Raw genomic sequence first — 26,456 nt, 5'->3', positions numbered from 1 at the left:
GGTCGAGCGTGATCTCCAAAGTGCTGGTCGCCAACCGCGGCGAAATAGCCATCCGGGCATTCCGTGCCGCCTACGAACTGGGCGTGGGCACCGTCGCCGTCTACTCCCACGAGGACCGCAACTCGCTGCACCGGACCAAAGCCGACGAGTCGTACCAGATCGGCGAGGTCGGGCACCCGGTGCGGGCGTACCTGTCCGTCGACGAGATCGTCGAAACCGCCCTGCGCTGTGAGGCGGACGCGATCTACCCGGGCTACGGATTCCTCTCGGAGAACCCGCATTTGGCGGCGGCATGTGCGGCTGCGGGTATCACCTTCGTGGGTCCCGGTGCCGAAGTCCTTCAGCTGACCGGAAATAAGTCCCGGGCCATCGCCGCGGCGCGAGAAGCGGTGCTGCCGGTGCTGGAGTCCTCGGCACCGTCGGCGTCGGTAGACGACCTGGTGTCCGCATCGGAGGGGATGCGATTCCCCTTGTTCGTCAAGGCCGTTGCCGGCGGCGGGGGCCGGGGCATGCGGCGGGTCACCGATAGTGAGGCGTTGCCCGAGGCGATCGAGGCGGCCAGCCGGGAAGCCGAGTCAGCATTCGGCGATCCCACGGTGTATCTCGAACAGGCCGTGCTGCGACCACGGCACATCGAGGTGCAGATCCTGGCCGACAGCCACGGCAACGTGATTCATCTGTATGAGCGTGACTGCAGCGTGCAGCGTCGCCACCAGAAGGTGATCGAACTGGCGCCCGCCCCGAACCTGCCCGCGGAATTGCGCGAGCGGATCTGCGCGGACGCAGTCGCTTTCGCGCGTCACATCGACTACAGCTGTGCCGGCACGGTCGAGTTCCTGCTGGACGAAAACGGCGAGTACGTCTTCATCGAGATGAACCCGCGGATTCAGGTGGAGCACACCGTCACCGAAGAGATCACCGACGTCGACCTGGTGTCCAGTCAGCTGCGGATCGCTGCGGGGGAGACCCTCGACGACCTGGGTCTGACGCAGGACGACGTGCGCCCACACGGTGCCGCATTGCAGTGCCGGATCACCACCGAAGATCCGGCCAACGGATTTAGGCCCGACACCGGACGGATCAGCGCGTTACGCACGCCCGGCGGCGCCGGAATCCGTCTGGACGGCAGCACTAATCTGGGTGCCGAGATCAGCGCGCACTTCGACTCCATGCTGGTCAAGCTGACCTGTCGGGGACGGGATTTCCCGACGGCGGTCAACCGGGCGCGGCGGGCGATGGCGGAGTTCCGGATTCGCGGTGTCTCGACCAATATCTCGTTCCTGCAAGCGGTTCTGGACGATCCGGACTTCCAAGCCGGCCGCATCACCACTTCGTTCATCGACGATCGCCCGCAACTGCTGACCGCGCGCACGTCGGCGGACCGCGGCACCAAGATCCTCAACTACCTCGCCGATGTGACCGTTAATCAGCCGCACGGCGCGCGACCGTCGACCGTGTACCCGCAGGACAAGCTGCCCGAGGTGGACCGGGAGGCGGCGCCGCCGCCGGGGTCCAAGCAACGGTTGATTCAGTTGGGGCCGGAAGGCTTTGCGCGCTGGCTTCGGGAGTCGCCCGCGGTCGGGGTCACCGACACCACCTTCCGCGATGCGCACCAGTCGCTGCTGGCCACTCGGGTGCGCACCAGCGGATTGCTGATGGTGGCACCGTATCTCGCGCGGACGATACCGGAGCTGCTGTCGGTCGAATGCTGGGGTGGCGCAACCTATGACGTGGCGCTGCGTTTCCTCAAGGAGGACCCGTGGGAGCGGCTGGCCGCGCTGCGGGAAACGATCCCCAATATCTGTCTGCAGATGCTGCTGCGGGGCCGAAACACCGTGGGCTACACGCCTTACCCGGAAATCGTCACGAAGTCGTTCATCGAAGAGGCAACCGCCACCGGCATCGACATCTTCCGAATCTTCGACGCGCTGAACAACCTCGACTCGATGCGGCCGGCAATCGATGCGGTACGCGAAACCGGTTCCGCCATCGCAGAAGTCGCGATGTGTTATACCGGTGACCTGTCTGACCCCGCGGAACGGCTGTACACCCTGGACTACTACCTTCGCCTGGCCGAGGGGATCGTCGATGCCGGTGCGCATGTGCTGGCCATCAAGGACATGGCCGGGCTGCTGCGGGCGCCGGCCGCTCACACCCTGGTCAGTGCGCTGCGGAGTCGCTTCGACCTGCCGGTGCACGTGCACACGCACGACACCCCGGGTGGGCAACTCGGCAGTTACGTGGCCGCGTGGCAGGCCGGGGCCGATGCGGTTGACGGCGCAGCGGCGCCGATGGCAGGAACCACTAGCCAGCCCGCGTTGAGTTCCATCGTGGCCGCGGCTGCCCACACCCCATACGACACCGGTTTGTCGCTGGCGGCGGTGTCAGCGCTGGAGCCGTACTGGGAAGCGCTACGAAAGGTCTACGCCCCCTTCGAATCTGGACTACCCGGCCCCACCGGGCGGGTGTATCACCACGAGATCCCGGGCGGTCAGTTGTCGAACCTGCGCCAACAGGCGATCGCGCTGGGGCTGGGGGACCGGTTCGAGGAGATCGAAGAGGCGTACGCGGGTGCCGACCGGGTGCTCGGCCGTCTGATCAAGGTGACCCCGTCGTCGAAGGTGGTGGGTGATCTCGCGCTGGCGCTGGTGGGCGCGGGAGTGAACGCCGACGAGTTCGCTGCCGAACCGGCACGACTTGACATCCCCGAATCGGTATTGAGCTTCCTGCGCGGCGATTTGGGCGATCCGGCCGGGGGATGGCCGGAGCCGTTACGATCGGCCGCGCTAGCGGGTCGCGCTCCGGCCAAGCCGGATCCAGAGCTGAGCGCAGAAGACGAAGAGGCATTGTCCGCACCCGGGACGAAGCGGCAGGCTGTGTTGAACCGATTGCTATTCCCTGGTCCCACAGCTGAATTCGAGGAACATCGGGAGACTTTCGGTGATACCTCCCAGCTGTCGGCCAACCAGTTTCTCTATGGTCTGCGTCAGGGTGAAGAGCATCGGGTGAAGCTGGAGCCTGGTGTCGAGCTGTTGATCGGACTGGAAGCCATTTCCGAACCCGACGAGCGCGGCATGCGCACGGTCATGTGCATCATCAATGGCCAACTGCGGCCCGTTCTCGTGCGCGACCGCAGCATTGCCGACGCCGTTCCGGCCGCGGAGAAAGCCGACCGGGGCAACCCCGGACACATCGCGGCGCCCTTCGCCGGGGTGGTGACGGTAGGCGTGTCCGAAGGGGATCAGGTCAGCGCCGGGGAGACCATTGCCACGATCGAGGCAATGAAGATGGAAGCCCCGATCACCGCACCCAACGACGGCACCGTCGAGCGGATCGCGGTATCGAGCACCGCTCAGGTGGAAGGCGGCGACCTGCTGCTGGTGCTGAGTTCGCAGCAAGAGAGCAGCACCCCCTGACACGCGTCATCGGCGGGGCGGCTGGAGGGCGTCGTCTCGCCGTGCCGCCAAAGGGGACCAGACCGACGACCGACCGGGTCCGCGAGTCGCTGTTCAACATCTTGACGGCGCGCCTGGACTTCGCGGGCCTAGCCGTGCTGGATCTCTATGCCGGCTCGGGTGCGCTGGGCCTCGAGGCGCTTTCGCGCGGAGCCGCCTCCGCGGTGTTCGTCGAGTCCGACCCGCGCGCCGCGGCGGTGATAGGCCGCAACATCGCCACGGTGGGCCTGCCGGGTGCGACGGTGCGCAAGGGCACGGTGGCGACGGTGCTGGCCGGCGGGACCGCGGCGCCGGTGGACCTGGTGCTTGCCGATCCGCCCTACGACGTCGACAGCGCGGAGATCGATGCGGTGTTGGTCGCGCTGGACGCGTATGGCTGGGTGCGGGCGGGGACCGTCGCGGTGGTCGAGCGCGGCGCTGGCAGCCCGCGGCTGACCTGGCCGGGCGATTGGTCGGCGTGGCCCGAGCGGGTGTACGGCGACACCCGTCTGGAGTTGGCCGAGCGCGGCTAGGGCGTGCTGCTAGCGTGCTGTGACATGAGCGGCGCGGTTTGCCCCGGTTCCTTCGACCCCGTCACGTTGGGCCATATCGACGTGTTCGAGCGTGCCGCTGCCCAGTTCGACGAGGTGGTGGTGGCCATCCTGGTGAACCCCGCCAAGAAGGGCATGTTCGACCTCGACGAGCGGATCGCGATGATCGAAGAGTCGACGACCCACCTGCCGAACCTCAAGGTCAAGTCCGGGCAGGGATTGGTGGTCGACTTCGTCCGGTCGTGCGGCATGAACGCAATCGTCAAGGGTCTGCGCACCGGCACGGACTTCGAATACGAGCTGCAGATGGCGCAGATGAACAAGCATGTGGCCGGCGTGGACACGTTCTTCGTTGCCACCGCGCCGCAGTATTCGTTCGTGTCGTCGTCGCTGGCAAAAGAGGTGGCGATGCTCGGAGGTGACGTGACCGAGTTGTTGCCCGAACCGGTGAATCGTCGCCTGCGCGAACGCATTGCTGAGCGGTAGCCATTAGCTCAGCTGGACGTAATGTCCGGGGTCAATGGTGTTTTCGCCCGACCATCGGTACGCGGTGATCTCGCCGCCCTTGGCTACGCTGAAGTCCACGCAGGCACAGTGCGGAGTCCAGTCGCGTGCCTGCTGGGGCTCGCCCCGTCGCCAGTAGTGGCCGAAGAACACCGGAACGGTGTCGCGGTAGACGAAGGACCGCTCATCCGCATCGACCGCTACGTCGGGCAGCGCGGGGTAGGGTCCGCCGTTTTCGGCTGTGAAATTGTTTCCTATTTCGGCGATGTGCCGAAGCGTCGTTGCGCTGTCGTCCCACCAGCGGATTCTGGCGTTGCCGCGTGGATGCCCGTCCTTGTCCAGGTACTTGGGCTGCCCATACTTGGTCAGGCTGATCTCCGGGCCCGTGAGCAAGATCTCGACGGTTGTGTAGAGCGGGTCGCCCTTGGTCGAGGCTCTCACGAACTGATCCGGTTCGGTGAATCGGTTCGAACCTAGTTCGCCCTCAACATATTTCATCGATTCTTTGTGCCAACAGGCATGCACGACCCGGATGTCTCCGAGATCCAGCCACAGGGGCAATGTCTCGAACCACCGAATGTATTCAGTCCGTAGTTTGAGAGAGAGCTGCTTGAGAAATGCCTCGTGCTGGTCCGTGTTCTTCTTGGTATGCCTGCGCAGGTGAAGCCCGGTGTTCTCCGGATCTCGGGTGGCATAACAAACCGCGTTGAACTCATGGTTGCCCATGACGATCTGCGCGCTACCGACGTCCACCATCCGCTTGACGAGGTCGAGAACGCGCAGCTGTTCGCGGCCGCGGTCGACCAGATCGCCGACGAAGATCGCCTGTCGCTCGGGATGCTGGTAAGCACCATGGCGGACGCGGTATCCGAGTTCGCCCAGCAGCCTTTCCAGCTGCGTAGCGCACCCATGGATGTCGCCGATGATGTCGTACTGTCTCATGACTCAATCCTTGCACCGGGGTATGACATGAAGTCTGACCAGTTCGGGCGGCCCGGCACCGGGGCGGACGGTATTACCGCGAAATGTTTTGTCTGCCATCGGCTTGGGCAGAACCTTCCGGCTATCCCACTGCTCGACGCGTAGCGAGCTTGCCGCAATTCCGAGACCTTTGCCGTCGGTTGAGTTAACGTCCAACTTGGAACAACGATGTTCGAAGGATCGGGGACGCCATGTCCGGGACCGTGCTGATTACCGGTGCTTTCGGTTTGGTTGGATGCGATACCGTGCGGCGGTTCGCCCGCGACGGCTGGCGGGTGGTGGCCACCGCTCACCGCAAGGCCGAAGCGATCCTGCCGGCGGGGGTGGAAACCCGCTGGACCGATCTCACGGATCCCGCTCAGGTCGACCAGCTGGTGACAACCGTGTCACCCGATGTGATTGTCCATCTGGCCGCGGTAATCCCGCCGACGCTCTACCGAATGCCAGGCTTCGCCCGCAAGGTCAATGTCGATGCGACCGCCGCGTTGGTCCGTGCCGCCGCAAGTCAACCGCATCCGCCCCGGTTCCTCCATGCGTCCAGCATCGCCATATACGGCTCCCGCAACCCTTACCGGCATCCCGAACCGCTCAGGGTGGACACACCACTCCGGCCGTGCGAACTCTACGGAGGCCACAAACTCGAGGCCGAACAACTGGTCCGATGTTCCGGCCTGGACTGGGTGGTGCTGCGACTCGGCGGGGTGCTCAGCGTCGACCCGTCGGCCATGCCGTTCAGCGCTGACACCGTGTATTTCGGTAGCGCGTTACCGATAGACGGGCGGGTGCACTGCATCGATACCCGTGATGTCGCAGCAGCTTTCGCCGCTGCTGTGCACAAAGACGTCGTCGGTGAAACCCTGATGATTGCCGGCGACGACACGCACCGGTTACTGCAGGGTGCGATCGGCTCGGCGATGGTGGCGGCTCAGGGTATGGCCGGTCTGCTTCCACTGGGACGTCCCGGTGACCCGGACAGTGACGACGACTGGTTCCCCAACGATTGGATGGATGTCTCACGTGCACAGAAAATGCTGAATTTCCAGCAACATCCATGGCCTGACATGCTGGCTGAGATGTGCGCAACGGCTGGATGGAAGCGTCGTCCCAGGCGGCTCATTACTCCCATGGTCCATCAGGTCATCAAACGCCATCAGGCCTATCGCAATTCCCCCGGAGACTATGCCGATGTATGGGGTGCACTACGTGCTCGCTTCGGCGAAACGGCGGTGGGAGTCTTCTCCTAGAAGACGATGGTCTGGTTGTCGTGCACGATGACGCGGTCCTGACAGTGCCAAAGCACCGCCCGCGACAACACCGCCCGTTCGACGTCGGCGCCGACACGAACCAGATCGTCGACGGTGTCAGTATGGCGGACCCGCACGACATCCTGTTCAATGATCGGGCCCTCGTCGAGCACTTCGGTGACGTAATGAGCGGTGGCGCCGACGAGCTTGACACCTCGTTCGCGGGCGCGCTTGTAGGGGGCGGCGCCGATGAATGCGGGCAGAAACGAGTGATGAATGTTGATCAGTGGGCAGCCAACCGCGGCGAGAAAATCCGGGGTGAGTATCTGCATGTAGCGCGCCAACACCACCAGATCCACGTTGCCGGAAAGCAATTGAAGCTGGCGTTGCTCAGCTTCGGCACGGGTATCGCGGGTGGCGGGAATATGAAAGAACGGCACGGCGAAAGGCCGTACCCGTTCGGCTAGGTTGGGGTGGTTGGCGATCACCATGGCGATCGACATAGGGAGTTCGCCGCGTCGATTGCGCCACAATAGATCCAGCAGGCAGTGATCGTCCTTGGACGCCATGATCGCAACCCGTTTGGGATTCGAGGCCTCTGTGAACCGATAGTCGATGCCGAACTCTCGGGCGACCGAGTTGGCGAAGTCGCGTTCCAGTCCGTCGATGGCCGCAGTGAGACCGGGTAAGTGAAAGATGGCCCGCTGCAAGAAGGTTCCGCCCTCCGGCGCGGTGGAATGCTGATCCAGGGAGATGATGTTCGCGCCGGCATTGGCGAGGAAGGCGCTCACGGCCGCAATAATTCCCGGTCGGTCGTGGCAGCGCAGCAGCAACCGCCCGATGTCAGCGGGCGGCGGCGGGCCGGCGCGCCGCCGCGAGAAATTGCCGGGCTCGCTCGGTGTCGACACCTATGGCCCCCTGTCAGCTCAGATTGTGCAGGACAGGATACCGCTGACAATCCATGGGGCGCAGCTACAACGCCTTGTCGTCGTCTTCGTCGGTGAAGCGTTCCTCCGGGTGTTGGAAGGTTGATGCGTGGTCGAGGTGGGGTGGTGGTAGCCATTCGGTTTGGTGGCCGGTGTTGGTGCGGGTGGTCCAGACGGTTTCGGCTAAACGCGGAAAGGGGAGGTATGGCTAGCGGTGCGCTGTTATCCACCACGGCTACGTTGGGCTCTGCGGTCGTTGAAGATTGTCAACGAACCGAACAGCGCCAGCATGATCACCGAGAGGACAACGAGGTTCGCCTGATTAGTGGCTCCCAGCACCGCAATCAGCGCTGCCACGATGACACGGCCACGAGGTAGGACGGGACGCGGCCGTGCGGGCGCCAGCCACCCCACAGCGCCAGCACGAATGCGCCAGAGAGGATCGCGCCACCAGGACATCGCCCATCTCACTCATCGCCTGTCAGACATTTCAAGAGATTACCGCCGGTGATAACCGTGTTGAGACCATCGAACCCGGCGGCGCTGGAGTGGTTACGGTGAGCTGCCAGCCGTGTGCGTGACACTGACCGGCGATAGCGTTCAGCTCGCCGGAGACTACCAGAAAACCATCCGAACCCATGTGCTGGATCTTAGGCTGCTAGTCGACATCCCAAGGCGAGGCCGCGTTTGGGTGCGTTTTTCATCGGGAGATCGCCGTCAGGCTGCCGCAGTAATCAGTTATCGCACAAGGGAATATCGCGCATGGCGATCAGTGGCAGTGCCCGTGGTGATCGTGCTCTGCATCGGGCGAACCACCCATCATCCGCAGCATGGGCTTACCGCCAGAGCTGAAGAAGCGTGCCACAAGCACCGCGGCGATCACCATGAAGACTATGTTGAGCCACGTCGTGTAATTCCATGAGATGCCTCCCGACATGACCATCGCATTGCGTTGGCTGGGAATGAGATTCGCAGTGCCGAAGATCAATTCGACCAGGTACCCGGCGGCCACCATCGACACGTAAAAAGTCGCCAACAGCGTCAGCATCATTCTGGTGCCGTAATACTTTCGGTAGATGTTCAGTATTGGCAGGATCAGCAGGTCGGCGAAAATGAATGCGATAACCCCGCCGAAGCTGATACCGCCGTTCCATAGCACCGCGGCCAGCGGCACGTTCCCGATCGAGCAGACGAACGACATGATCGCGACAAAGGGTCCGACGATCGGTCCCCACACCACTGACCAGGTTGGGTGGCTGGTCAAAAAGAAGTCCCGCCAGAAGTTTTCGGGCACCCACGCCGCAATTGCGCCCGCGATCAACAGGCCCAGGATCAGATCCCGCAGGATCGCCAACCACTCCATCACGAACACGTGCGACACCGACGTCAAGCCTTGAGGAGAGAACAGCCGCCGGAAGAAAGACCCGTCGCCCTGGATGGACATATCCATCGCGGCGTGGCCTTCCATCGAGCCGGCCACGCCTTTCTCGGCCTGCTCGCGGGCAGCGTCGATCAGTCGCGTGCGCACGAAGAACCGGAACAACAGCGCCAGCACGATGATCATCAACGGGCCGCCGACGAATTCTGCCGCGGTGAACTGCCACCCCATCAGTAGCGCGAGAATAATGCCCAACTCCACCACCAGGTTGGTCGAGCCGATTTCGAAGGCCATGGCGGCGGTGAAGTTGGCACCTTTGCGGAACAGCGAGCGCGCCAACGCCACCGCGGCGTAGGAGCACGACGACGACGCCGCACCCAGGCCGGCTGCGACCGCTAGGGTGCGGGGCCGGTCGTCGCCCATCAGCGACACGATGGTGGAGCGCCGAACCACAGCCTGCACCACTGCGGACAAAGTGAAGCCCAGGATCAGCGCCCACAGGATCTCCCACGTCATGGAGCCGGTGAGAGCGAGGGCGTGGCCTAAGGCTGCTAGCGCTTTCTCTGCCATCGGTCCTCCGCTCGCTGGGCTGCATACCCCCGGGGGGTACACGATATTGTTGCTGTCGAGCTCGAAATCGTCAAGCCCGGTCGGTATGCCCACCATCGTCCCGCCAGCGCGGACCCGGCGGCGATAGGCTGTAGCAAACCACGTGCGCATGGGTCGTCTGCGGCGAAAAGGAAAACCGAACCCGACACACCGGTGGTATCACCGCTGTCACAGACGTAACACCAGGCACACTGGTCACAACAGTTTGCAAAACGCCAGGAGGGTATGGCCGTGTACCGAGTCTTTGAAGCGCTGGACGAGCTGAGCGCCATAGTCGAAGAAGCCCGTGGCGTGCCGATGACGGCGGGATGCGTCGTGCCCCGTGGCGACGTGCTGGAACTGATCGACGACATCAAAGATGCGATCCCCGGCGAGCTTGACGACGCCCAGGACGTGCTCGACGCCCGTGACTCGATGCTGCATGAAGCCAAAACGCACGCGGACTCGATGGTGTCTTCGGCGACGACCGAGTCGGAATCGATGGTCAACCACGCCCGCGCCGAGGCCGATCGTCTGCTCTCCGATGCCAAGGCCCAAGCGGACCGGATGGTCAGTGAAGCCCGGCAGCACAGCGAACGGATGGTCGGCGAGGCGCGCGAGGAAGCCATGCGCATCGCGGCATCCGCCAAACGCGAGTACGAGGCCAGCGTCAGCCGCGCCAAGACCGAATGCGACCGGCTGATCGAAAACGGCAACCTCTCCTACGAGAAGGCCGTGCAAGAGGGCATCAAGGAACAGCAGCGCCTGGTGTCGCAGAACGAGGTGGTGCAGGCCGCGCACGCCGAATCCACCCGCCTCATCGACACCGCTCACGCCGAAGCGGACCGGCTGCGCGGCGAATGCGACATCTATGTCGACAACAAGCTCGCCGAGTTCGAAGAGTTCCTCAACGGCACTCTGCGATCGGTCGGTCGTGGCCGGCACCAGCTGCGTACCGCTGCGGGTACGCACGATTACGTAACCCGGTAGGCGCGCGCCCGGGACCGGGCGAACCGTCATACACGTGCGCCGCGCGCCGTAGGATTTCCGGTATGGCCAAGCAGCGCAGCCAAACGGCGCATCGAGCGGTGCGGACGCCGCTGACTATCGACGTCGCCCGGTTGGGAAGACGCCCAGGCTCAATGTTCAGGGTGCACGAGACCGTGGACAGTCCGTCCCGCATCGGCGTGGAATTGATCGCGATTCCCCAAGATGCGCGGCTGGACTTGGATCTGCGGGTGGAGTCGGTCTCCGAAGGGGTGCTGGTGACCGGCACCGTAACCGCGCCCACTGCCGGTGAGTGCTCCCGGTGCCTGTCGCCGATTCAGGGGCGGGTACAGGTTGAACTGACCGAACTGTTCGCCTATCCGGACAGTGCCACCGAGGCGACCACTGAGGAAGACGAGGTGGGGCACGTCGTCGATCAGATGGTCAACCTGGAGCAGCCGATCATCGATGCCGTGGGTCTGGAGCTGCCCTTTTCGCCGGCGTGCTCACCTGACTGCCCTGGCCTGTGCCCGCAATGTGGCGTCTCATTGGCCGCTGAACCCGGTCACCGGCACGAGCAGATCGACCCTCGTTGGGCCAAGCTGGCCGGCATGTTCGACGAAACCGAAGGCGGAAGGCGGTGACCCCGTCACGACAGGCGCTGCTCGACGCGCTCGGTGTCGACCTGGCAGACGATCTACTCGAACTGGCATTGACGCACCGCAGCTATGCCTACGAGAACGGCGGGTTGCCCACTAACGAGCGGTTGGAATTCCTCGGTGACGCCGTTCTCGGCCTCACCGTCACAGATACGCTCTATCACCGTCACCCCGACCGTTCGGAAGGGGATCTGGCCAAACTGCGCGCCAGCGTCGTCAACACTCATGCGCTGGCCGAAGTCGCGCGCAACCTCACTGATGAGGGCCTTGGCGTGCACGTCCTCCTTGGCCGTGGCGAGGCGAATACCGGCGGCGCCAACAAGGCGAGCATCCTGGCCGACGGGATGGAGTCCCTGCTGGGTGCGATTTACCTGCAACACGGCATCGACGTGGCGCGGGAGGTCATCCTGCGATTGTTTGGCCCGTTACTGGAAACCGCACCGACCCTGGGTGCCGGCCTGGACTGGAAGACCAGCCTGCAGGAGCTGACCGCCTCGCGTGCGTTGGGGGCGCCGTCGTACTCGGTGACCTCCACTGGACCCGACCACGACAAGGAGTTCACCGCTGTGGTCGTCGTGATGGACTCCGAATATGGCTCGGGTGTGGGGCGCTCCAAGAAGGAAGCAGAGCAGAAAGCGGCATCGGCCGCCTATAAGGCGCTCGAAGCCACTGAAGTGCTGGACAACGCGGGGAAATCTTCGGTCTAGTGCCTGAACTGCCCGAAGTCGAGGTGGTGCGGCGGGGTCTGCAAGCCCATGTGGTGGGCAGGACGATCACCGCGGTCCGCGTCCATCACCCACGCGCAGTACGCCGTCACGAACCCGGGCCCGCAGACCTCACCGCGCGCCTGCTCGATGCCCGCATCACCGGCACCGATCGCCGCGGCAAATACCTGTGGCTGACCCTGGACAAGCCCGCCGACCCGGACACCGCTTTAGTCGTGCACCTGGGCATGAGTGGGCAGATGTTGCTGGGGGCGGTGCCGCGCGCAGATCATGTCCGGATTTCCGCGCTGCTCGACGACGGCACGGTGTTGAGCTTCGCCGACCAGCGGACGTTCGGCGGGTGGCTGCTCGCTGATCTGGTAACGGTGGACGGCAGTGTGGTTCCGGCGCCCGTCGCGCACCTGGCGCGCGATCCGCTGGACCCGAAGTTCGACGCCGACGCTGTTATTAAAGTGTTGCGACGCAAGCACTCTGAGATCAAGCGCCAGCTGTTGGATCAGCAGGTGGTGTCGGGAATCGGCAACATCTATGCCGACGAAGCGCTCTGGCGGGCCAAGGTCAACGGGGCCCGTATCGCCGACACGCTGTCCCGTCGTCAACTGGCCGCAGTCCTGGACTCCGCGGCAGATGTCATGCGCGAAGCGCTCGCCAAGGGCGGAACCTCGTTCGATTCGCTGTACGTCAACGTCAACGGCGAGTCGGGTTACTTCGACCGATCGCTGGACGCCTATGGTCGCGAAGGTCAGGACTGCCGCCGGTGCGGAGCGGTGATGCGGCGGGAGAAGTTCATGAATCGCTCCTCGTTCTACTGTCCGAAATGTCAGCCGAGGCCTCGCGGGTAAGAATCCGCACCGAGTCTGCGTTGACTACACCGAGTCTGCGTTGGCTGCACCGAGTCTGCGTTGACTGCACCGAGTCTGCGTTGACTGCACCGAGCCCGCGGGCACAGTGCGAATTCCGTCGGTATGGCGCCGTGGTCGCAGGCTCGCTACCGCCACTGCAGTCTCGGTGGCCAGGGCGCTGTCCAGCGTCCGCCGCATTGTAGAAAGGGAGTCATGACTGATCTGTGGGTCGAACGCACTGGCACGCGCCGGTACACCGGACACAGCTCAAGGGGTGCGCAGGTACTCGTGGGCAACGAGGACGTGGAGGGCGTCTTCACCCCCGGTGAGTTGATGAAGATCGCACTCGCCGCCTGCAGCGGAATGTCCAGTGATCAGCCACTGGCGCGTCGCCTCGGCGACGACTACCGGGCGAAAATCCGCGTATCCGGCGACGCTGACCGGGACAACGAGATCTACCCGCGGCTCGAGGAGAGGCTGGAAGTAGACCTGTCTGGGTTGACCGAGGAGGAGAAGGCACGGCTGCTTACGGTCGTCAACCGTGCCGTGGACGCGGTCTGCACTGTCGGACGCACGTTGAAGTCCGGCACCACCGTCGACTTCGAGGTCACCGATGTCGGATGACGTGCGACTGACCGCCTGGGTGCACGGTCACGTGCAGGGCGTCGGTTTCCGCTGGTGGACGCGGTGCCGTGCGCTGGAGCAAGGGTTGACCGGTTACGCGGCCAACCAGCCCGACGGCCGCGTGCTGGTGGTCGCCAACGGTCCCCGCGAGGCCGGTGAACGGTTGCTGGATCTGCTCCGGGGGGACACCACGCCCGGACGTGTCGACCGGGTCGTCGCCGACTGGTCGGAACCCACCGAGCAGTTCACCGGGTTCGTCGAGCGATAGCAGCCGTGGTGCCGCTGGGGTCAGAGCGACCCGATTGACTAGCGGTGTCAAAGGGGTCGGGAACGCCCGCGGTGACACGCCCAGAGCGGGCGGAGTCAGCGGCCGGCACCGGTAATCTGGCCCCTCGTGTACCTCAAGAGTCTGACGCTGAAGGGCTTCAAGTCCTTCGCCGCGCCGACGACTCTGCGGTTCGAACCCGGCATCACCGCCGTCGTCGGACCGAATGGCTCCGGCAAGTCCAACGTGGTGGACGCCCTGGCCTGGGTGATGGGGGAGCAGGGGGCCAAGACACTGCGCGGCGGAAAGATGGAAGACGTCATCTTCGCCGGCACCTCCTCACGCGCGCCGCTGGGACGTGCCGAGGTTACTGTCACCATCGACAACTCCGACAACGCGCTGCCGATCGAGTACTCCGAGGTGTCGATCACCCGACGGATGTTCCGCGACGGTGCCAGTGAATACGAAATCAACGGCAGCAGTTGCCGTTTGATGGACGTCCAGGAATTGTTGAGCGACTCCGGCATCGGTCGCGAAATGCACGTGATTGTGGGCCAGGGCAAGCTCGACGAAATTCTGCAGTCCCGGCCCGAGGATCGGCGCGCGTTCATCGAAGAAGCCGCCGGAGTGCTCAAGCACCGCAAGCGCAAGGAAAAAGCGCTGCGCAAACTCGACGCGATGGCCGCGAACCTGGCCCGCCTCAACGACTTGACCACCGAACTCCGGCGACAACTCAAGCCGTTGGGCCGCCAGGCCGAAGTGGCCCGCCGCGCCCAGACCATCCAGGCCGATCTGCGCGACGCCAGATTGCGGCTCGCAGCCGATGCCCTGGTCAGTCGACGTTCCGAGCGGCAGGCGATCTTCGACACCGAGACCGCCATGCGCCGCGACCACGACGAAGCCGTCGCCCGCCTGGCGGTGGCATCCCGAGAGCTGGCAGAACATGAGGAATGCCTCGTAGCGTTGTCCGCCCGGGCTGAGTCGATTCAGCAAACCTGGTTCCGGTTGTCCGCGCTGGCCGAACGGGTCGGCGCGACGGTCCGCATCGCCAGCGAACGCGCCCACCACCTGGACGTCGAGCCAGTGCGGACCAGCGACACCGACCCCGACGCGCTGGAAGCCGAAGCTGACGAAGTGGCGCGCGCCGAGCAGCAACTCCTGGCGGAGCTCGCCGACGCCCGGAACCGGCTCGATGCCGCGCGCGCAGAACTGGCGGAGCGGGAACGCCGTGCCGTCGAAGCCGAGAAGGCTCACCTCGCCGCGGTCCGTGCCGAAGCCGACCGGCGGGAAGGCCTGGCGCGACTGGGCGGACAAGTGGAAACCATGCGCGCGCGAGTGGAGTCGACCGACGAGAGCGTGGCGCGGCTTTCCGAGCGGATAGAACACGCCGCCGCGCGGTCTCAGCAGACCCGCGCCGAGTTCGAAAGCGTGCAGAGCCGTGTCGGCGAACTGGATCAGGGTGAGGTCGGACTCGACGAGCAGCACGAGCGGACGGTGACCGCGCTGCGACTCAGCGACGACCGCGTCACGGAATTACAGACCGCCGAGCGCTCCGCGGAACGCCAGGTTGCCTCGCTGCGGGCACGCATCGACGCGCTGTCGATGAACCTGGAGCGCAAGGACGGCGCCGGCTGGCTTGCCCGAAACCATAGTGGCGCAGGACTTTTCGGTTCCGTCGCGGAACTGATCAAGGTGCGGCCAGGGTATGAGGCGGCGCTGGCCACGGTGCTGGGTTCGGCGGCCGACGCGCTGGCCGCCGACAGCCCGAGTGCCGCGTGCACCGCCGTGGCCGCACTCAAGCAGGCCGACGGAGGCCGCGCCGCCCTGGTGCTGGGTGACTGGCCCGCGTCCCCGGATTCGACGCCGACGGCGGAACTGTCCGGCGGGGCCACATGGGCGCTGGACCTGGTCGAAGCGCCGCCGCGATTGCAGGGTGCGATGACCGCCATGCTCTCGGATGTCGCGGTGGTCGGCGAACTCGGTGAAGCGCTGGACCTGGTAGCGCGAAATCCCCGGCTGAAGGCGGTCACCCTGGATGGCGACCTGGTGGGCGCCGGCCGGGTCAGCGGTGGATCCGACCGCAAGGTCTCCACCCTGGAAGTGGCCTCGGCAATCGAGAAGGCACGCGGTGAGCTCGCCGCCGCCGAGGCGCAAGTGGAACAACTGAGCGCGGCCCTGTCCGGAGCACTGACCGAGCAGACGGCTCGCCAGGATGCCGCCGAGCAAGCCCTGGCCGCGCTCAATGAATCCGACACCACCATCTCGGCGATGTACGAGCAGCTGGGCCGGCTGGGTCAGGAAGCGCGGGCGGCCCAGGACGAGTGGACTCGCTTGCTGCAGCAGCGCGAGGAACTTGAAGTAGGTCGGGCTCGGACCCTCGAAGAGGTCGTCGAGCTGGAAACCCGGTTGCGCAACGCTCAGGAAAGCGAGCACGGGCATGCGGCGGAACCCAACCTGGTGGAGGCCCGGCAGGAAATCGCTGCGGCTGCCGAGAGCGCACGCAGTCTCGAAGTGGAGGCGCGGTTGGCAGTGCGTACCGCCGAGGAGCGCGCCAACGCGGTCCGCGGACGGGCGGACTCGCTGCGTCGCGCCGCCGCCGCCGAACGCGAAGCGCGGGTGCGAGCCGAACATGCCCACGCCGTCCGATTGCGCGCCGCCGCGGTGGCAGTGGCGGTGGCCGAGTCCGGACGGTTGCTGTCACGGCGGCTCAACCGGGTAGTGGACACCGCGTCGCAACTGCGGGACGAACTCGCCGCCGAACGAGAGCAGCGGACCGCGGCCATGACCGCGGTCCGTGAAGAGGTGAACACGCTCAGCGCACGGGTGGCCAAGCTCACCGATTCGCTGCACCGAGACGAGGTCGCCAACGCCCAGGCCGCGCTGCGGATCGAGCAGCTCGAGCAGATGGTGCTGGAGCAGTTCGGGATGGCGCCGGCCGACCTGGTCGCCGAATACGGCCCCGACGTGCCGCTGCCCCCCACCGACCAGGAGATGGCGGAGTTCGAGCAGGCCCGCGAACGCGGCGAGCAGGTGGTGGCGCCCGCGCCGATGCCGTTCGACCGCACCACTCAGGAACGCCGCGCCAAACGCGCCGAACGCGAGCTCGCCGACTTGGGCCGCGTCAACCCGCTGGCCCTGGAAGAGTTTGCTGCCCTCGAGGAACGCTACAACTTCCTGGCCACCCAGCTCGAGGATGTCAAGGGAGCCCGCAAGGACTTGCTCGACGTCGTCGCCGACGTCGACGCCCGCATCCTGCAGGTGTTCAGCGAGGCGTTCGTCGACGTCGAACGGGAATTCCAAACCGTTTTCACCACGCTGTTCCCCGGCGGTGAAGGACGGTTGCGGCTGACTCAGCCCGACGACATGCTCACCACGGGCATCGAGGTGGAGGCCCGCCCACCGGGCAAAAAGGTAACCCGGTTGTCTTTGCTCTCGGGAGGCGAGAAAGCGTTGACCGCGGTGGCCATGCTGGTCGCGATCTTCCGCGCCCGCCCGTCGCCGTTCTACATCATGGACGAGGTGGAAGCCGCTCTGGACGACGTCAACCTGCGCCGGCTCATCAGTCTGTTCGAAATGCTGCGCGACCGGTCGCAATTGATCATCATCACCCACCAGAAGCCCACCATGGAGGTGGCCGACGCGCTCTATGGCGTGACGATGCAGGGTGATGGAATCACCGCGGTCATTTCCCAGCGGATCCGCGGTCAGCAGGTGGATCGGCTGGTCTCGACCGGCGCTTAGCCGAGCTTGTTCTAGCTTGGTCTTAGCTTGTCCGAGCTTGTTTGAGCTTGTTTGAGCTTCACCCGAAATGCAGTTGGAAGGGATAGTCAGCGTGTCCGAAGGTTTGTGGATTGCCATCGCGGTCGCCGCCGCCCTGATCATCATCACGGCGCTCGTCGTCGGCCTGGTGCGCTACCGCAAACACCGGATCACCCTGGTCACCCCGCCCAAACCTGACGCCATCGACCGTTCCGGTGGATACAAGGCGTCCTCCGGCATCAGCTTCAGCCAGTCACCGACCGCCGAACCCGTGCTCGACACCACCGGTTTACCCACCGTCGGTGACGACGCCACGATTCCCCGTGATGCCCCCAAACGCACCATCTCCGAGGTTCAGCTTCCCGACCCGCAGCTGGATACGGCGCCCGAAGTAGCCGCCGAACCCGAGATCGAGATCGAGCCGGTACCCGAGGCGCCGACGATCGAGGCGATCGAGCCGCCAGAAGGCCGGTTGGAACGGTTGCGTGGGCGGCTGGCCCGGTCACAGAACGCGCTCGGCCGCAGCATGCTGGGCTTGATCGGTGGCGGCGACCTGGACGAGGACTCGTGGCAGGACGTGGAGGACACGCTGCTGGTCGCCGACCTGGGGCCAGTGGTCACCGAGTCGGTGGTCTCGCAGTTGCGCACCCGGTTGGCCAGCGGCAACGTCCGTAACGAGGCGGACGCGCGCGCGGTGCTGCGCGAAGTGCTGGTGAACGAGCTGCAACCCGGCATGGATCGCTCGATCCGTGCCCTGCCGCACGCCGACCATCCGTCGGTGCTGCTGGTCGTCGGGGTGAACGGCACCGGCAAAACCACCACCGTCGGCAAGCTGGCCCGGGTGCTGGTGGCAGACGGTCGCCGCGTAGTGCTCGGCGCCGCCGACACCTTCCGCGCTGCCGCGGCCGATCAGTTGCAGACGTGGGCGTCCCGGGTGGGCGCGGAGGTGGTCCGTGGCGCGGAGGGCGCCGACCCGGCGTCGGTGGCATTCGACGCCGTGGACAAAGGCATCCAATCCGGCGCTGACGTCGTCGTCATCGATACCGCCGGCCGGCTACACACCAAGGTCGGACTGATGGACGAGCTCGGCAAGGTCAAGCGGGTGGTGACCAGGCGCGCCGCCGTGGACGAGGTGTTGCTGGTGCTCGATGCGACGATCGGCCAGAACGGACTGGCGCAGGCCAAGGTCTTCGCTGAAGTCGTCGACATCACCGGCGCGGTGCTCACCAAGCTCGACGGAACGGCCAAGGGCGGCATCGTATTCCGTGTCCAGCAGGAACTCGGGGTGCCGGTGAAGCTGGTCGGCCTCGGTGAAGGGGCCGACGATCTCGCGCCTTTTGAACCCGGCGCGTTTGTCGACGCCCTGCTCGGCTGATCGGGATGGTGGCGACCCGCCGCGCCGGCTACGCCGCGCTTGCGATCGCCACAGCAGCTACTACACAGCAACTTTTACGTTAATCCTGCCGAAACACCGCTGCCCCATTCGCGCAACAACTTATGCGCATGGTTCTGGTTCAGGTCCCCAGTCATCTTCTGGGGCCCTCCGAACGCTGAATGGAGGTGATAGCGAGTGAGTGACTTCCCGGTAATGGGTGTGCCCAATACGGGTGACACCGCATGGATGTTGGCCAGTTCCGCGCTCGTGCTGTTGATGACGCCGGGGCTGGCGTTTTTCTACGGCGGCATGGTGCGCGCCAAGAGCGTGCTCAACATGATCATGATGAGCATCAGCGCCATGGGCGTCATCACGGTGCTCTGGGTGCTCTACGGATACTCGATGGCATTCGGCAACGACACGGCGAACGTTGTCGGCAACCCGACTGACTACTGGGGTCTGAAGGGTCTCATCGGCGGCAACGGTGCCGCCGCGGATGCCGCCGCGGGGACCGCCGCATCGAACATCCCGCTGGCGGGTACGTTGCCGGCCACCGTCTTCGTGGCCTTCCAGCTGATGTTCGCGATCATCACCGTCGCCTTGATCTCGGGTGCGGTCGCCGACCGGCTGAAGTTCAGTGCCTGGCTGGTGTTCTCCGGGCTGTGGGCGACTCTGGTCTACTTCCCGGTCGCGCACTGGGTGTTCTCGTTCGACAAGTTCGCCTCGGAGAAGGGCGGCTGGATCGCCAACAAGTTGCACGCGATCGACTTCGCCGGTGGCACTGCGGTGCACATCAACGCAGGTGTGGCCGGCTTGGTGCTGGCGATCGTGCTGGGCAAGCGCAAAGGCTGGCCGACGACGCTGTTCCGGCCGCACAACCTGCCGTTCGTGATGCTCGGTGCCGGGTTGCTGTGGTTCGGCTGGTACGGCTTCAACGCCGGTTCGGCGACCAGCTCGAACGGGGCCGCCGGATCGACGTTCATCACCACCACCGTTGCCACCGCCGCGGCCATGCTTGCGTGGCTGCTCACCGAGCGAATCCGCGACGGTAAGGCCACCACGCTGGGCGCGGCGTCGGGCATCGTTGCCGGGCTGGTCGCCATCACCCCGTCCTGCTCGTCGGTGAACGTGGTGGGCGCACTCGCGGTCGGAGTGGTGGCCGGTGTGTTGTGCGCGCTGGCGGTGGGGCTCAAATTCAAGCTCGGATTCGACGACTCGCTCGACGTGGTCGGGGTGCACCTGGTCGGTGGCTTGGTCGGAACCCTGCTGGTGGGCCTGCTGGCCGCACCGGAGAGCGTGGCCATCAACGGCGTCGCCGGTGTGTCGAAGGGGCTGTTCTACGGCGGTGGGTTCGATCAACTGGAACGTCAGGCTGTCGGCGCGTTTGCTGTCCTGGCCTACTCCGCCGTCGTCACGTTTATCCTGGCAATTATCCTGAAGTACACCATCGGACTGCGTCTCGGGGCTGAGCAGGAGGCCGCGGGCATCGACGAGTCGGAGCACGCCGAGAGTGGCTACGACTTTGCGGTCGCCAGCGGTTCGGTGCTTCCGCGGGCCAGTCTGCCGGAGAGCAGCATCAATGGCCGGGAAGACCGGGTGCGAGTGGGCGAGAAAGTGGAGGCGGAATAGATATGAAGCTGATCACCGCGATCGTAAAGCCGTTCACCCTCGACGACGTCAAGACCAGCCTCGAGGATGCAGGCGTCCTGGGTATGACGGTCAGCGAAATCCAGGGCTACGGCCGGCAGAAGGGGCACACCGAGGTTTACCGGGGTGCTGAGTACTCGGTCGATTTTGTGCCCAAGGTGCGGATTGAGGTCGTCGTCGACGATTCGATCGTCGACAAGGTCGTGGACAGCATCGTCCGAGCCGCACGGACAGGCAAGATCGGCGACGGCAAGGTGTGGGTCAGTCCGGTCGACACCATCGTGCGGGTGCGCACCGGTGAGCGCGGGTCCGACGCGCTATGAGGTTGGTTCGGCATTGCTGAACCGAATTGCACGGACCGACCGGGTGTGAACCCGCACCCGGCGGACCCGTCTGGACGTGATTCGATGGAAAACGGCTGTGCCGCAGTTGATTTGGCTGCTGCCAGGCGTGACCTGTTGTCTGACGGACATCGCGATATGGCGCCGGCCGCGTTGCGCCAGGCCTGTCTGGATTTGCATGAGTCCTGGTTGATCGCCAAGGCCGGCGAGATCGGGATCACCGAGGGCAGCGGGTTCGCGATCGTGGGGGTAGGTGGTCTCGGCCGACGCGAGTTTCTGCCGTACTCGGATCTGGACCTGGTGCTGCTGCACGACGGCAAGCCCGCCGACGTGCTGGGGCCGGTCGCGGACAAACTCTGGTATCCGTTGTGGGACGCCAACGTTCGGCTCGACCACAGTGTGCGCACGGTCAACGAGGCGCTGGCCACGGCCGGTGCCGATCTGACTGCCGCGCTAGGCATGCTGGAAGCCCGGTTCATCGCCGGTGAACAGCGGCTTTCGGCCGAACTGATCGACGGCGTCCGGCGGCAATGGCGCAGCGGAATCCGTTCCCGCATGGATGAATTGGTGGAAACCACGCATGCCCGTTGGTTGCGGCTGGGCCGGATCGCGCATCGTGCCGAACCCGACCTGAAGTCTGGCCGCGGCGGGCTGCGCGACGTTCAAATGCTCAACGCACTGGCGCTGGCGCAGTTGATCGACCGACACGGCATGGCTCGAGCGGACTCGGCGGTCGGATCGCTCGACGACGCGTACCTGACGTTGCTCGACGTGCGGACCGAACTGCACCGGGTGTCAGGTCGCGGCCGCGACCAGCTGCAGGCCCAATTCGCCGACGAGATCAGCGCCGCGCTGGGTGTCGGCGATCGCTTCGACCTGGCCCGCATGCTGTCCAGCGCCGGCCGCACCATCAGCTTTCATGCCGTCACCGGCCTGCGCACCGCCGCCAACGCGATGCCGCGGCGCGGCATCTCGGCGTTCCTGGGGCGTCCCAAGCGGCGCCCGCTGGACGAGGGCGTCGTCGAGTACGCCGGTGAGATCGTGCTCGCGCGTGAAGCCCAGCCGCAGCGCGATCCCGGCCTGGTGTTGCGGGTGGCCGCGGCGTCGGCCGACCGCGGCGTGCCGATCGGCGCCGCGACGCTGAGCCGCCTGGCTGACAACGCACCACCGTTGCCGACGCCGTGGCCGCGAGAGGCGCTGGACGACCTACTGGTGGTGCTGCTGGCCGGCCCCACCGCGGTGGCGACCATCGAGGCGCTGGACCGCACCGGGTTGTGGGGTCAGTTGCTGCCCGAGTGGGATGCCATCCGGGACCTGCCGCCGCGCGACGTGTCGCACAAGTGGACGGTGGACCGCCACGTAGTGGAGTGCGCCGTGTACGCGGCGCCGCTGACCACCAACGTCGCCCGACCGGACCTGCTCGCGCTCGGCGCGCTGCTCCACGACATCGGCAAGGGCCGGGGAACCGACCACAGCGTCCTGGGCGCCGACCTGGTCATCCCGATCGGCGAGCGATTGGGACTGGCGCCCGCCGACATCGACACCCTGTCCAAGATGGTCCGGCACCATTTGCTGCTGCCCATCACGGCCACCCGAGGCGACCTCAACGACCCCGGCACTATCGAGGCCGTGTCGGAGGCGCTGGGCGGAGATCCGCAACTGCTGGAACTGATGCACGCCCTGTCGGAGGCGGACTCGAAGGCCACCGGCCCCGGTGTGTGGAGCGACTGGAAGGCGTCGCTGGTCGACGACCTGGTGCGGCGCTGCCGGATGGCGATGGCGGGCGAGGACCCGCCGCAAGCGGAACCGACTGCGCCGCACTACCTTTCGTTGGCCGCCCGGCAAGGCGTGCATGTCGAGATCAACCCGGGCGGCGGCGAGCGGCTACACGCGGTGATGGTGGCACCCGACGAGCGGGGGTTGATGTCCAAGGCCGCTGCCGTGCTGGCGCTGAACTCACTGCGCGTGCATTCGGCCTCGGTCAACATTCACGAGGGCGTCGCGATCACCGAATTCGTGGTGTCGCCGCTGTTCGGATCACCGCCCGCGGCGGACTTGTTGCGTCAGTCGTTCGTGGGTGCGCTGCGCGGCGACGTCGACGTGCTCGGCGCACTGGAGAAGCGCGACAGCGACGCAGCCAGCGAAGCGACCGCGCGAGCCGGGGAGGTGCAGGTTGGCGTGCCGGTCACCCGCTCGACCGCCCCGCCGCGGATCCTGTGGCTCGACACCGACACCCCGGGTCACCTCATCCTGGAAGTGCGGGCGATGGATCGCACGGGTCTACTGGCGTTGCTCGCCCGCGCGCTGGAACGCGCCGAAACAGATATCGTCTGGGCGAAAGTCAACACGTTCGGGTCGACCGCGGCCGACGTGTTCTGTGTGGCGGTGCCACCGGAACTCAACGCCCGGGCCGCGGTGGAGAAGAACCTGCTAGCCGTGCTGGGCGCGCCCGCAGTGGTGATGGACGACGAGCCGGTGGGGGACTAGGACGGTCCTACTGCCCGTCGGGGTCGTTCTGCCGAACAGTTGTCGGCCGTTGCCGCCGTCGTGGTCGCTTCCTCGACCCGCGAGTGTGAATCTCACGACGCGACACGCCGCGCCGGCGTCGCCGTTTTCACACTGGCGGGCAGGCCTCTTTCAGGACTGCTCGGCGTTGAGCTGCCGGACGGCGTCGATGCGCGCCTTGAGCTGATCGCGGGTAGCCGCGGCGATCGGCGGGCCGCCGCAGCGGCGGCGCAACTCGTTGTGGATCCAGCCGTGCGGTTTACCGGTGCGGTGATGAGCCACCGATACCAGAGCGTTGAGTTCACGTCGCAGCTCACGCAGCTGTCCGTGAGTGGTGACCGGCGCGCTCGGTCCCTGGTTGGCGGCACGTTTCTGTAGCTGCTCGTCCTGCCGCCGGTGCAGCAAAGCGCGCATCTGTTCGGCATCGAGCAGACCGGGAATACCGAGGTAATCGGCTTCCTCCTCGCTGCCCGCGGGAGTGGCGGTGCCGAACGACGACCCGTCGAAGATCACCTGGTCCAACTCGGCGTCGGCGCCCAGCGAAGTGAAACCGTTCTCCTCGGTCTTCTCGTTCTGGGTCTTGGTGGCCGGATCGTCGTCGAGCGGGTCACCCTCGGACTCGCGGTGGGGTTCGCCGAGGACGTGGTTGCGCTGCGCCTCCAATTCGCTGGCCAGCTGCAGCAGATTGGGCACCGACGGCAAGAAGATGCTTGCCGTCTCACCAGGCCGGCGGGACCGCACAAACCGGCCGATCGCCTGGGCGAAGAACAGCGGCGTCGACGCGCTCGTCGCGTAGATGCCGACCGCGAGTCGCGGCACGTCGACGCCCTCGGAGACCATTCTTACCGCGACCAGCCACCTACTGGTGCTGGCGCCGAACTCCGAGATTCGCGCCGAAGACCCCGGGTCGTCGGAGAGCACCACCGTGGGCGCCTCGCCGGTGAGCTTTTTCAGCAGCGTGGCGTAGGCGCGGGCCGCCGTCCGGTCGGAGGCGATGATCATGCCGCCCGCGTCGGGGACGTGTTCGCGCAGTTGGCGCAGACGCAGATCGGCGGCGGTGATCACCGCGGGCATCCATTCCCCGGCCGGGTCCAACGCTGTGCGCCAGGCCCGCGCCGTCTGCTCGGCCGACAGCGGCTCACCCAGCCGGGCCTGGTGCTCCTCGCCTGCGCTGTCCCGCCAGCGTGCCTGTCCCGAATAGGCCATGAACACCACCGGGCGCACCACGCCGTCGGCCAAGGCTTCGGCATATCCGTAGGTGTGGTCGGCCTGTGACCGCAGGATGCCGTCGGAGCCGGCTTCATAGTTCACGAAGGGGATGGGGCTGTCGTCGCTGCGGAACGGCGTGCCTGTCAGCGCGAGTCGGCGGGTCGCGTCGCTGAAAGCCTCGCGGATGGCGTCACCCCAGGTCTTGGCATCACCGCCGTGGTGGATCTCATCGAAGATCACCAGGGTCTTGCGCTGCTCGGTGCGCACCCGGTGCAGGGTGGGATGCGCGGCCACCTGCGCGTAGGTGACGACGACGCCGTGGTACTCCGGCGAGGTCTGGGGGTTGGAGTTGGAGAACTTCGGATCCAGGGACAGTCCCTGCCGTCCCGCGGCCTGTGCCCACTGGACCTTCAGGTGTTCGGTGGGCACGACGACCGTGAGCTGCTCGACGGCGCGGTGAGCGATGAGTTCGCCCGCGATGCGCAGGGCGAACGCGGTCTTGCCGGAACCTGGTGTGGCGACAGCCAGGAAATCGCGCGGTTCGGTACCTAGGTACTTCACCAGAGCGCGACGCTGCCAACCGCGCAGCGGTCGGCTACCTTCGGCGGGGAAATGGCCGACCGGCTGCAGCGACAACAATCCCCCCGTTAGCTGGCGTGTTCGCGCCGGGGCGATACCGGGCGCGGCTGTAAAATCTAACACGACAACGCTTTTCGCTGCAGGTAGTACGGATCGACGGGGTCGTGGGCGCGTCGTGGGCGCGCAGTGGGCGCGCTTGGGGGTTGGCTCAGGTGAGGCAGTGCGCGTCGGAGGTGCACAGTGCGCGTCGCGCGCGCCGAAATTGAAACCAGGTACACATCCCGCGGCGTGTCGTGTACCAGGTTGCAGTGTCGCGTTCGTGGTGACCCGCTTCGCCCGGCTTCGCCGCGCTCGCGATCACCACCGGGTCCGTTCGTGGTGACCCGCTTCGCCCGGCTTCGCCGCGCTCGCGATCACCACCGGGTCTGATTGTGGTGACCCGCTTCGCCCGGCTTCGCCGCGCTCGCGATCACCACTAGGCTGGCGGTCGTGTTTGAATCGCTCTCCGACCGCTTGACCGGTGCCCTTCAGGGGCTGCGCGGCAAGGGCCGCCTGACCGACGCCGATATCGACGCCACCACCCGCGAAATCCGGCTCGCGCTGCTGGAAGCCGACGTTTCGCTGCCCGTCGTCCGCGCCTTCGTCCACCGGATAAAGGAGCGCGCCCGCGGTGCCGAAGTGTCCGGCGCCCTCAACCCGGCGCAACAGGTCGTCAAGATCGTCAACGAGGAATTGATCGGCATCCTCGGTGGGCAGACACGGGAGCTCGCCTACGCCAAGACGCCGCCGACCGTCATCATGCTCGCCGGCCTGCAGGGTTCCGGTAAGACGACGCTGGCCGGCAAGCTGGCGTTCCGGCTCAAGAACCAGGGTCATACGCCCCTGTTGGTGGCCTGCGACCTCCAGCGTCCGGCCGCCGTCAACCAGCTTCAGGTCGTCGGCCAGCGCGCGGGCGTCCCGGTGTTCGCGCCGCACCCTGGCGCTTCACCCGAGTCAGGGCCGGGCGACCCGGTCGCCGTCGCGGCCGCAGGCATCACCGAAGCCAAGACCAAGCACCACGACTTCGTCATCGTCGATACCGCCGGCCGACTGGGTATCGACGAGGAGTTGATGGCTCAGGCCGCCGCCATCCAGCTTGGTCAGCACGACGCCGGTGAACCCGACGCCGTCGCCAAATGCCTGGGCGGTCGCGACGGCGTCCTGGCCGATCATCGCGTCCAGGACGAACAACACCTCGTCGGGATTGACGGCGTCGCGGATGGCGGCGGCCTGAGCCATCAACTCATCGTCGATACCCAGTCGGCCGGCGGTATCGACGAGGACGAAGTCGTGG

General features: G+C 65.9%; 20 protein-coding genes and 2 pseudogenes. 16 read left to right on the top strand and 6 right to left on the bottom strand.

Annotated elements, in window-relative coordinates:
- Window positions 1-8: 8 nt before the first annotated feature.
- From A5636_RS03225 to coaD, 3 genes are read left to right on the top strand one after another with little or no spacing between them, the layout of a single operon-like run.
- Window positions 9-3,416 carry a pyruvate carboxylase gene (locus A5636_RS03225; protein WP_065157256.1) on the top strand — a complete coding sequence of 1,136 codons (3,408 nt, stop codon included), beginning with the start codon at window positions 9-11 and terminating at the stop codon, window positions 3,414-3,416.
- Window positions 3,413-3,967, top strand: coding sequence for a 16S rRNA (guanine(966)-N(2))-methyltransferase RsmD (gene rsmD / locus A5636_RS03220; protein WP_065157280.1), 555 nt, complete (start codon window positions 3,413-3,415; stop codon window positions 3,965-3,967). Before A5636_RS03225 ends, rsmD begins: the two co-directional genes overlap by 4 nt.
- Before the next feature lie 24 nt (window positions 3,968-3,991).
- Entirely contained in the window at window positions 3,992-4,471 is a 480-nt protein-coding gene (gene coaD, locus A5636_RS03215) for a pantetheine-phosphate adenylyltransferase (RefSeq protein WP_065157255.1), read from the top strand.
- Window positions 4,472-4,474: 3 nt separating this feature from the next.
- On the opposite strand, the gene A5636_RS03210 is transcribed toward coaD, so the two are convergent.
- Window positions 4,475-5,431: a metallophosphoesterase gene (locus tag A5636_RS03210; RefSeq protein ID WP_065157254.1), complete on the bottom strand. Its 957-nt coding sequence runs from the start codon at window positions 5,429-5,431 to the stop codon at window positions 4,475-4,477.
- Window positions 5,432-5,661: 230 nt separating this feature from the next.
- On the opposite strand from A5636_RS03210, the gene A5636_RS03205 reads away from it, so the two are divergent.
- Complete coding sequence (locus A5636_RS03205) at window positions 5,662-6,714, top strand: NAD-dependent epimerase/dehydratase family protein (protein ID WP_065157253.1); 1,053 nt, start codon at window positions 5,662-5,664, stop codon at window positions 6,712-6,714.
- Here A5636_RS03205 and purU read toward each other — a convergent pair.
- The 3 genes from purU to A5636_RS03190 form a co-directional block, all read right to left on the bottom strand.
- Window positions 6,711-7,622: a formyltetrahydrofolate deformylase gene (gene purU / locus A5636_RS03200; protein WP_081287573.1), complete on the bottom strand. Its 912-nt coding sequence runs from the start codon at window positions 7,620-7,622 to the stop codon at window positions 6,711-6,713. The genes A5636_RS03205 and purU overlap by 4 nt on opposite strands.
- A 240-nt stretch (window positions 7,623-7,862) precedes the next feature.
- Window positions 7,863-7,997, bottom strand: a complete 135-nt coding sequence (locus tag A5636_RS27530; protein ID WP_301336675.1) for a hypothetical protein — start codon at window positions 7,995-7,997, stop codon at window positions 7,863-7,865.
- A gap of 412 nt (window positions 7,998-8,409) precedes the next feature.
- Window positions 8,410-9,588 (bottom strand): permease, encoded by a 1,179-nt coding sequence (locus A5636_RS03190; RefSeq protein ID WP_065157278.1) that lies wholly within the window; start codon window positions 9,586-9,588, stop codon window positions 8,410-8,412.
- 270 nt (window positions 9,589-9,858) lie between these two features.
- Between A5636_RS03190 and sepIVA the strand changes: the two genes are divergently transcribed.
- The 11 genes from sepIVA (at window position 9,859) to A5636_RS03135 (ending at window position 23,317) form a co-directional block, all read left to right on the top strand.
- On the top strand, window positions 9,859-10,596 hold the full coding sequence (gene sepIVA, locus A5636_RS03185) for a cell division protein SepIVA (RefSeq protein ID WP_065157277.1): 738 nt from the start codon (window positions 9,859-9,861) through the stop codon (window positions 10,594-10,596).
- A gap of 62 nt (window positions 10,597-10,658) precedes the next feature.
- The gene (locus tag A5636_RS03180; RefSeq protein ID WP_081287572.1) at window positions 10,659-11,237 is read left to right on the top strand and encodes a YceD family protein; all 579 of its coding nucleotides are present in this window, start codon (window positions 10,659-10,661) and stop codon (window positions 11,235-11,237) included.
- Window positions 11,234-11,959, top strand: a complete 726-nt coding sequence (rnc, locus tag A5636_RS03175) for a ribonuclease III (protein ID WP_065157252.1) — start codon at window positions 11,234-11,236, stop codon at window positions 11,957-11,959. The genes A5636_RS03180 and rnc overlap by 4 nt, the downstream gene beginning before the upstream one ends.
- The gene (mutM, locus tag A5636_RS03170; protein ID WP_065157251.1) at window positions 11,959-12,819 is read left to right on the top strand and encodes a DNA-formamidopyrimidine glycosylase; all 861 of its coding nucleotides are present in this window, start codon (window positions 11,959-11,961) and stop codon (window positions 12,817-12,819) included. The genes rnc and mutM overlap by 1 nt, the downstream gene beginning before the upstream one ends.
- A 213-nt stretch (window positions 12,820-13,032) precedes the next feature.
- Window positions 13,033-13,443, top strand: a complete 411-nt coding sequence (locus tag A5636_RS03165; protein ID WP_065157250.1) for an OsmC family protein — start codon at window positions 13,033-13,035, stop codon at window positions 13,441-13,443.
- Entirely contained in the window at window positions 13,433-13,711 is a 279-nt protein-coding gene (locus tag A5636_RS03160) for an acylphosphatase (protein ID WP_065157249.1), read from the top strand. Before A5636_RS03165 ends, A5636_RS03160 begins: the two co-directional genes overlap by 11 nt.
- A 126-nt stretch (window positions 13,712-13,837) precedes the next feature.
- Window positions 13,838-17,449: a chromosome segregation protein SMC gene (smc, locus tag A5636_RS03155; protein ID WP_065157248.1), complete on the top strand. Its 3,612-nt coding sequence runs from the start codon at window positions 13,838-13,840 to the stop codon at window positions 17,447-17,449.
- 91 nt (window positions 17,450-17,540) lie between these two features.
- Window positions 17,541-18,842 carry a signal recognition particle-docking protein FtsY gene (ftsY, locus tag A5636_RS03150; RefSeq protein ID WP_065157275.1) on the top strand — a complete coding sequence of 434 codons (1,302 nt, stop codon included), beginning with the start codon at window positions 17,541-17,543 and terminating at the stop codon, window positions 18,840-18,842.
- Between the two features lie 195 nt (window positions 18,843-19,037).
- The gene (locus tag A5636_RS03145) at window positions 19,038-20,471 is read left to right on the top strand and encodes an ammonium transporter (protein ID WP_155763552.1); all 1,434 of its coding nucleotides are present in this window, start codon (window positions 19,038-19,040) and stop codon (window positions 20,469-20,471) included.
- Between the two features lie 2 nt (window positions 20,472-20,473).
- Window positions 20,474-20,812: a nitrogen regulatory protein P-II gene (glnB, locus tag A5636_RS03140; protein WP_055577570.1), complete on the top strand. Its 339-nt coding sequence runs from the start codon at window positions 20,474-20,476 to the stop codon at window positions 20,810-20,812.
- Between the two features lie 84 nt (window positions 20,813-20,896).
- On the top strand, window positions 20,897-23,317 hold the full coding sequence (locus A5636_RS03135) for a [protein-PII] uridylyltransferase (protein ID WP_065157274.1): 2,421 nt from the start codon (window positions 20,897-20,899) through the stop codon (window positions 23,315-23,317).
- A 150-nt stretch (window positions 23,318-23,467) separates the two neighbouring features.
- On the opposite strand, the gene A5636_RS03130 is transcribed toward A5636_RS03135, so the two are convergent.
- Complete coding sequence (locus A5636_RS03130; RefSeq protein WP_065157273.1) at window positions 23,468-25,180, bottom strand: DEAD/DEAH box helicase; 1,713 nt, start codon at window positions 25,178-25,180, stop codon at window positions 23,468-23,470.
- A gap of 432 nt (window positions 25,181-25,612) precedes the next feature.
- Here A5636_RS03130 and A5636_RS03125 point away from each other — a divergent pair.
- Window positions 25,613-26,297 (top strand): annotated as a pseudogene (locus tag A5636_RS03125) (signal recognition particle receptor subunit alpha); the annotation flags it as partial.
- 11 nt (window positions 26,298-26,308) lie between these two features.
- On the opposite strand, the pseudogene A5636_RS27040 reads toward A5636_RS03125, so the two are convergent.
- Window positions 26,309-26,401, bottom strand: a pseudogene (locus tag A5636_RS27040) (hypothetical protein); the annotation flags it as partial.
- Window positions 26,402-26,456 lie beyond the last annotated feature (55 nt).

It is taken from the genome of Mycobacterium asiaticum, assembly GCF_001673315.1.
In the GTDB taxonomy this organism is placed as follows: domain Bacteria; phylum Actinomycetota; class Actinomycetes; order Mycobacteriales; family Mycobacteriaceae; genus Mycobacterium; species Mycobacterium asiaticum_B.
Note: the sequence above shows the minus strand (reverse complement) of the source record. Positions and strands in the feature narration are given on the sequence as shown.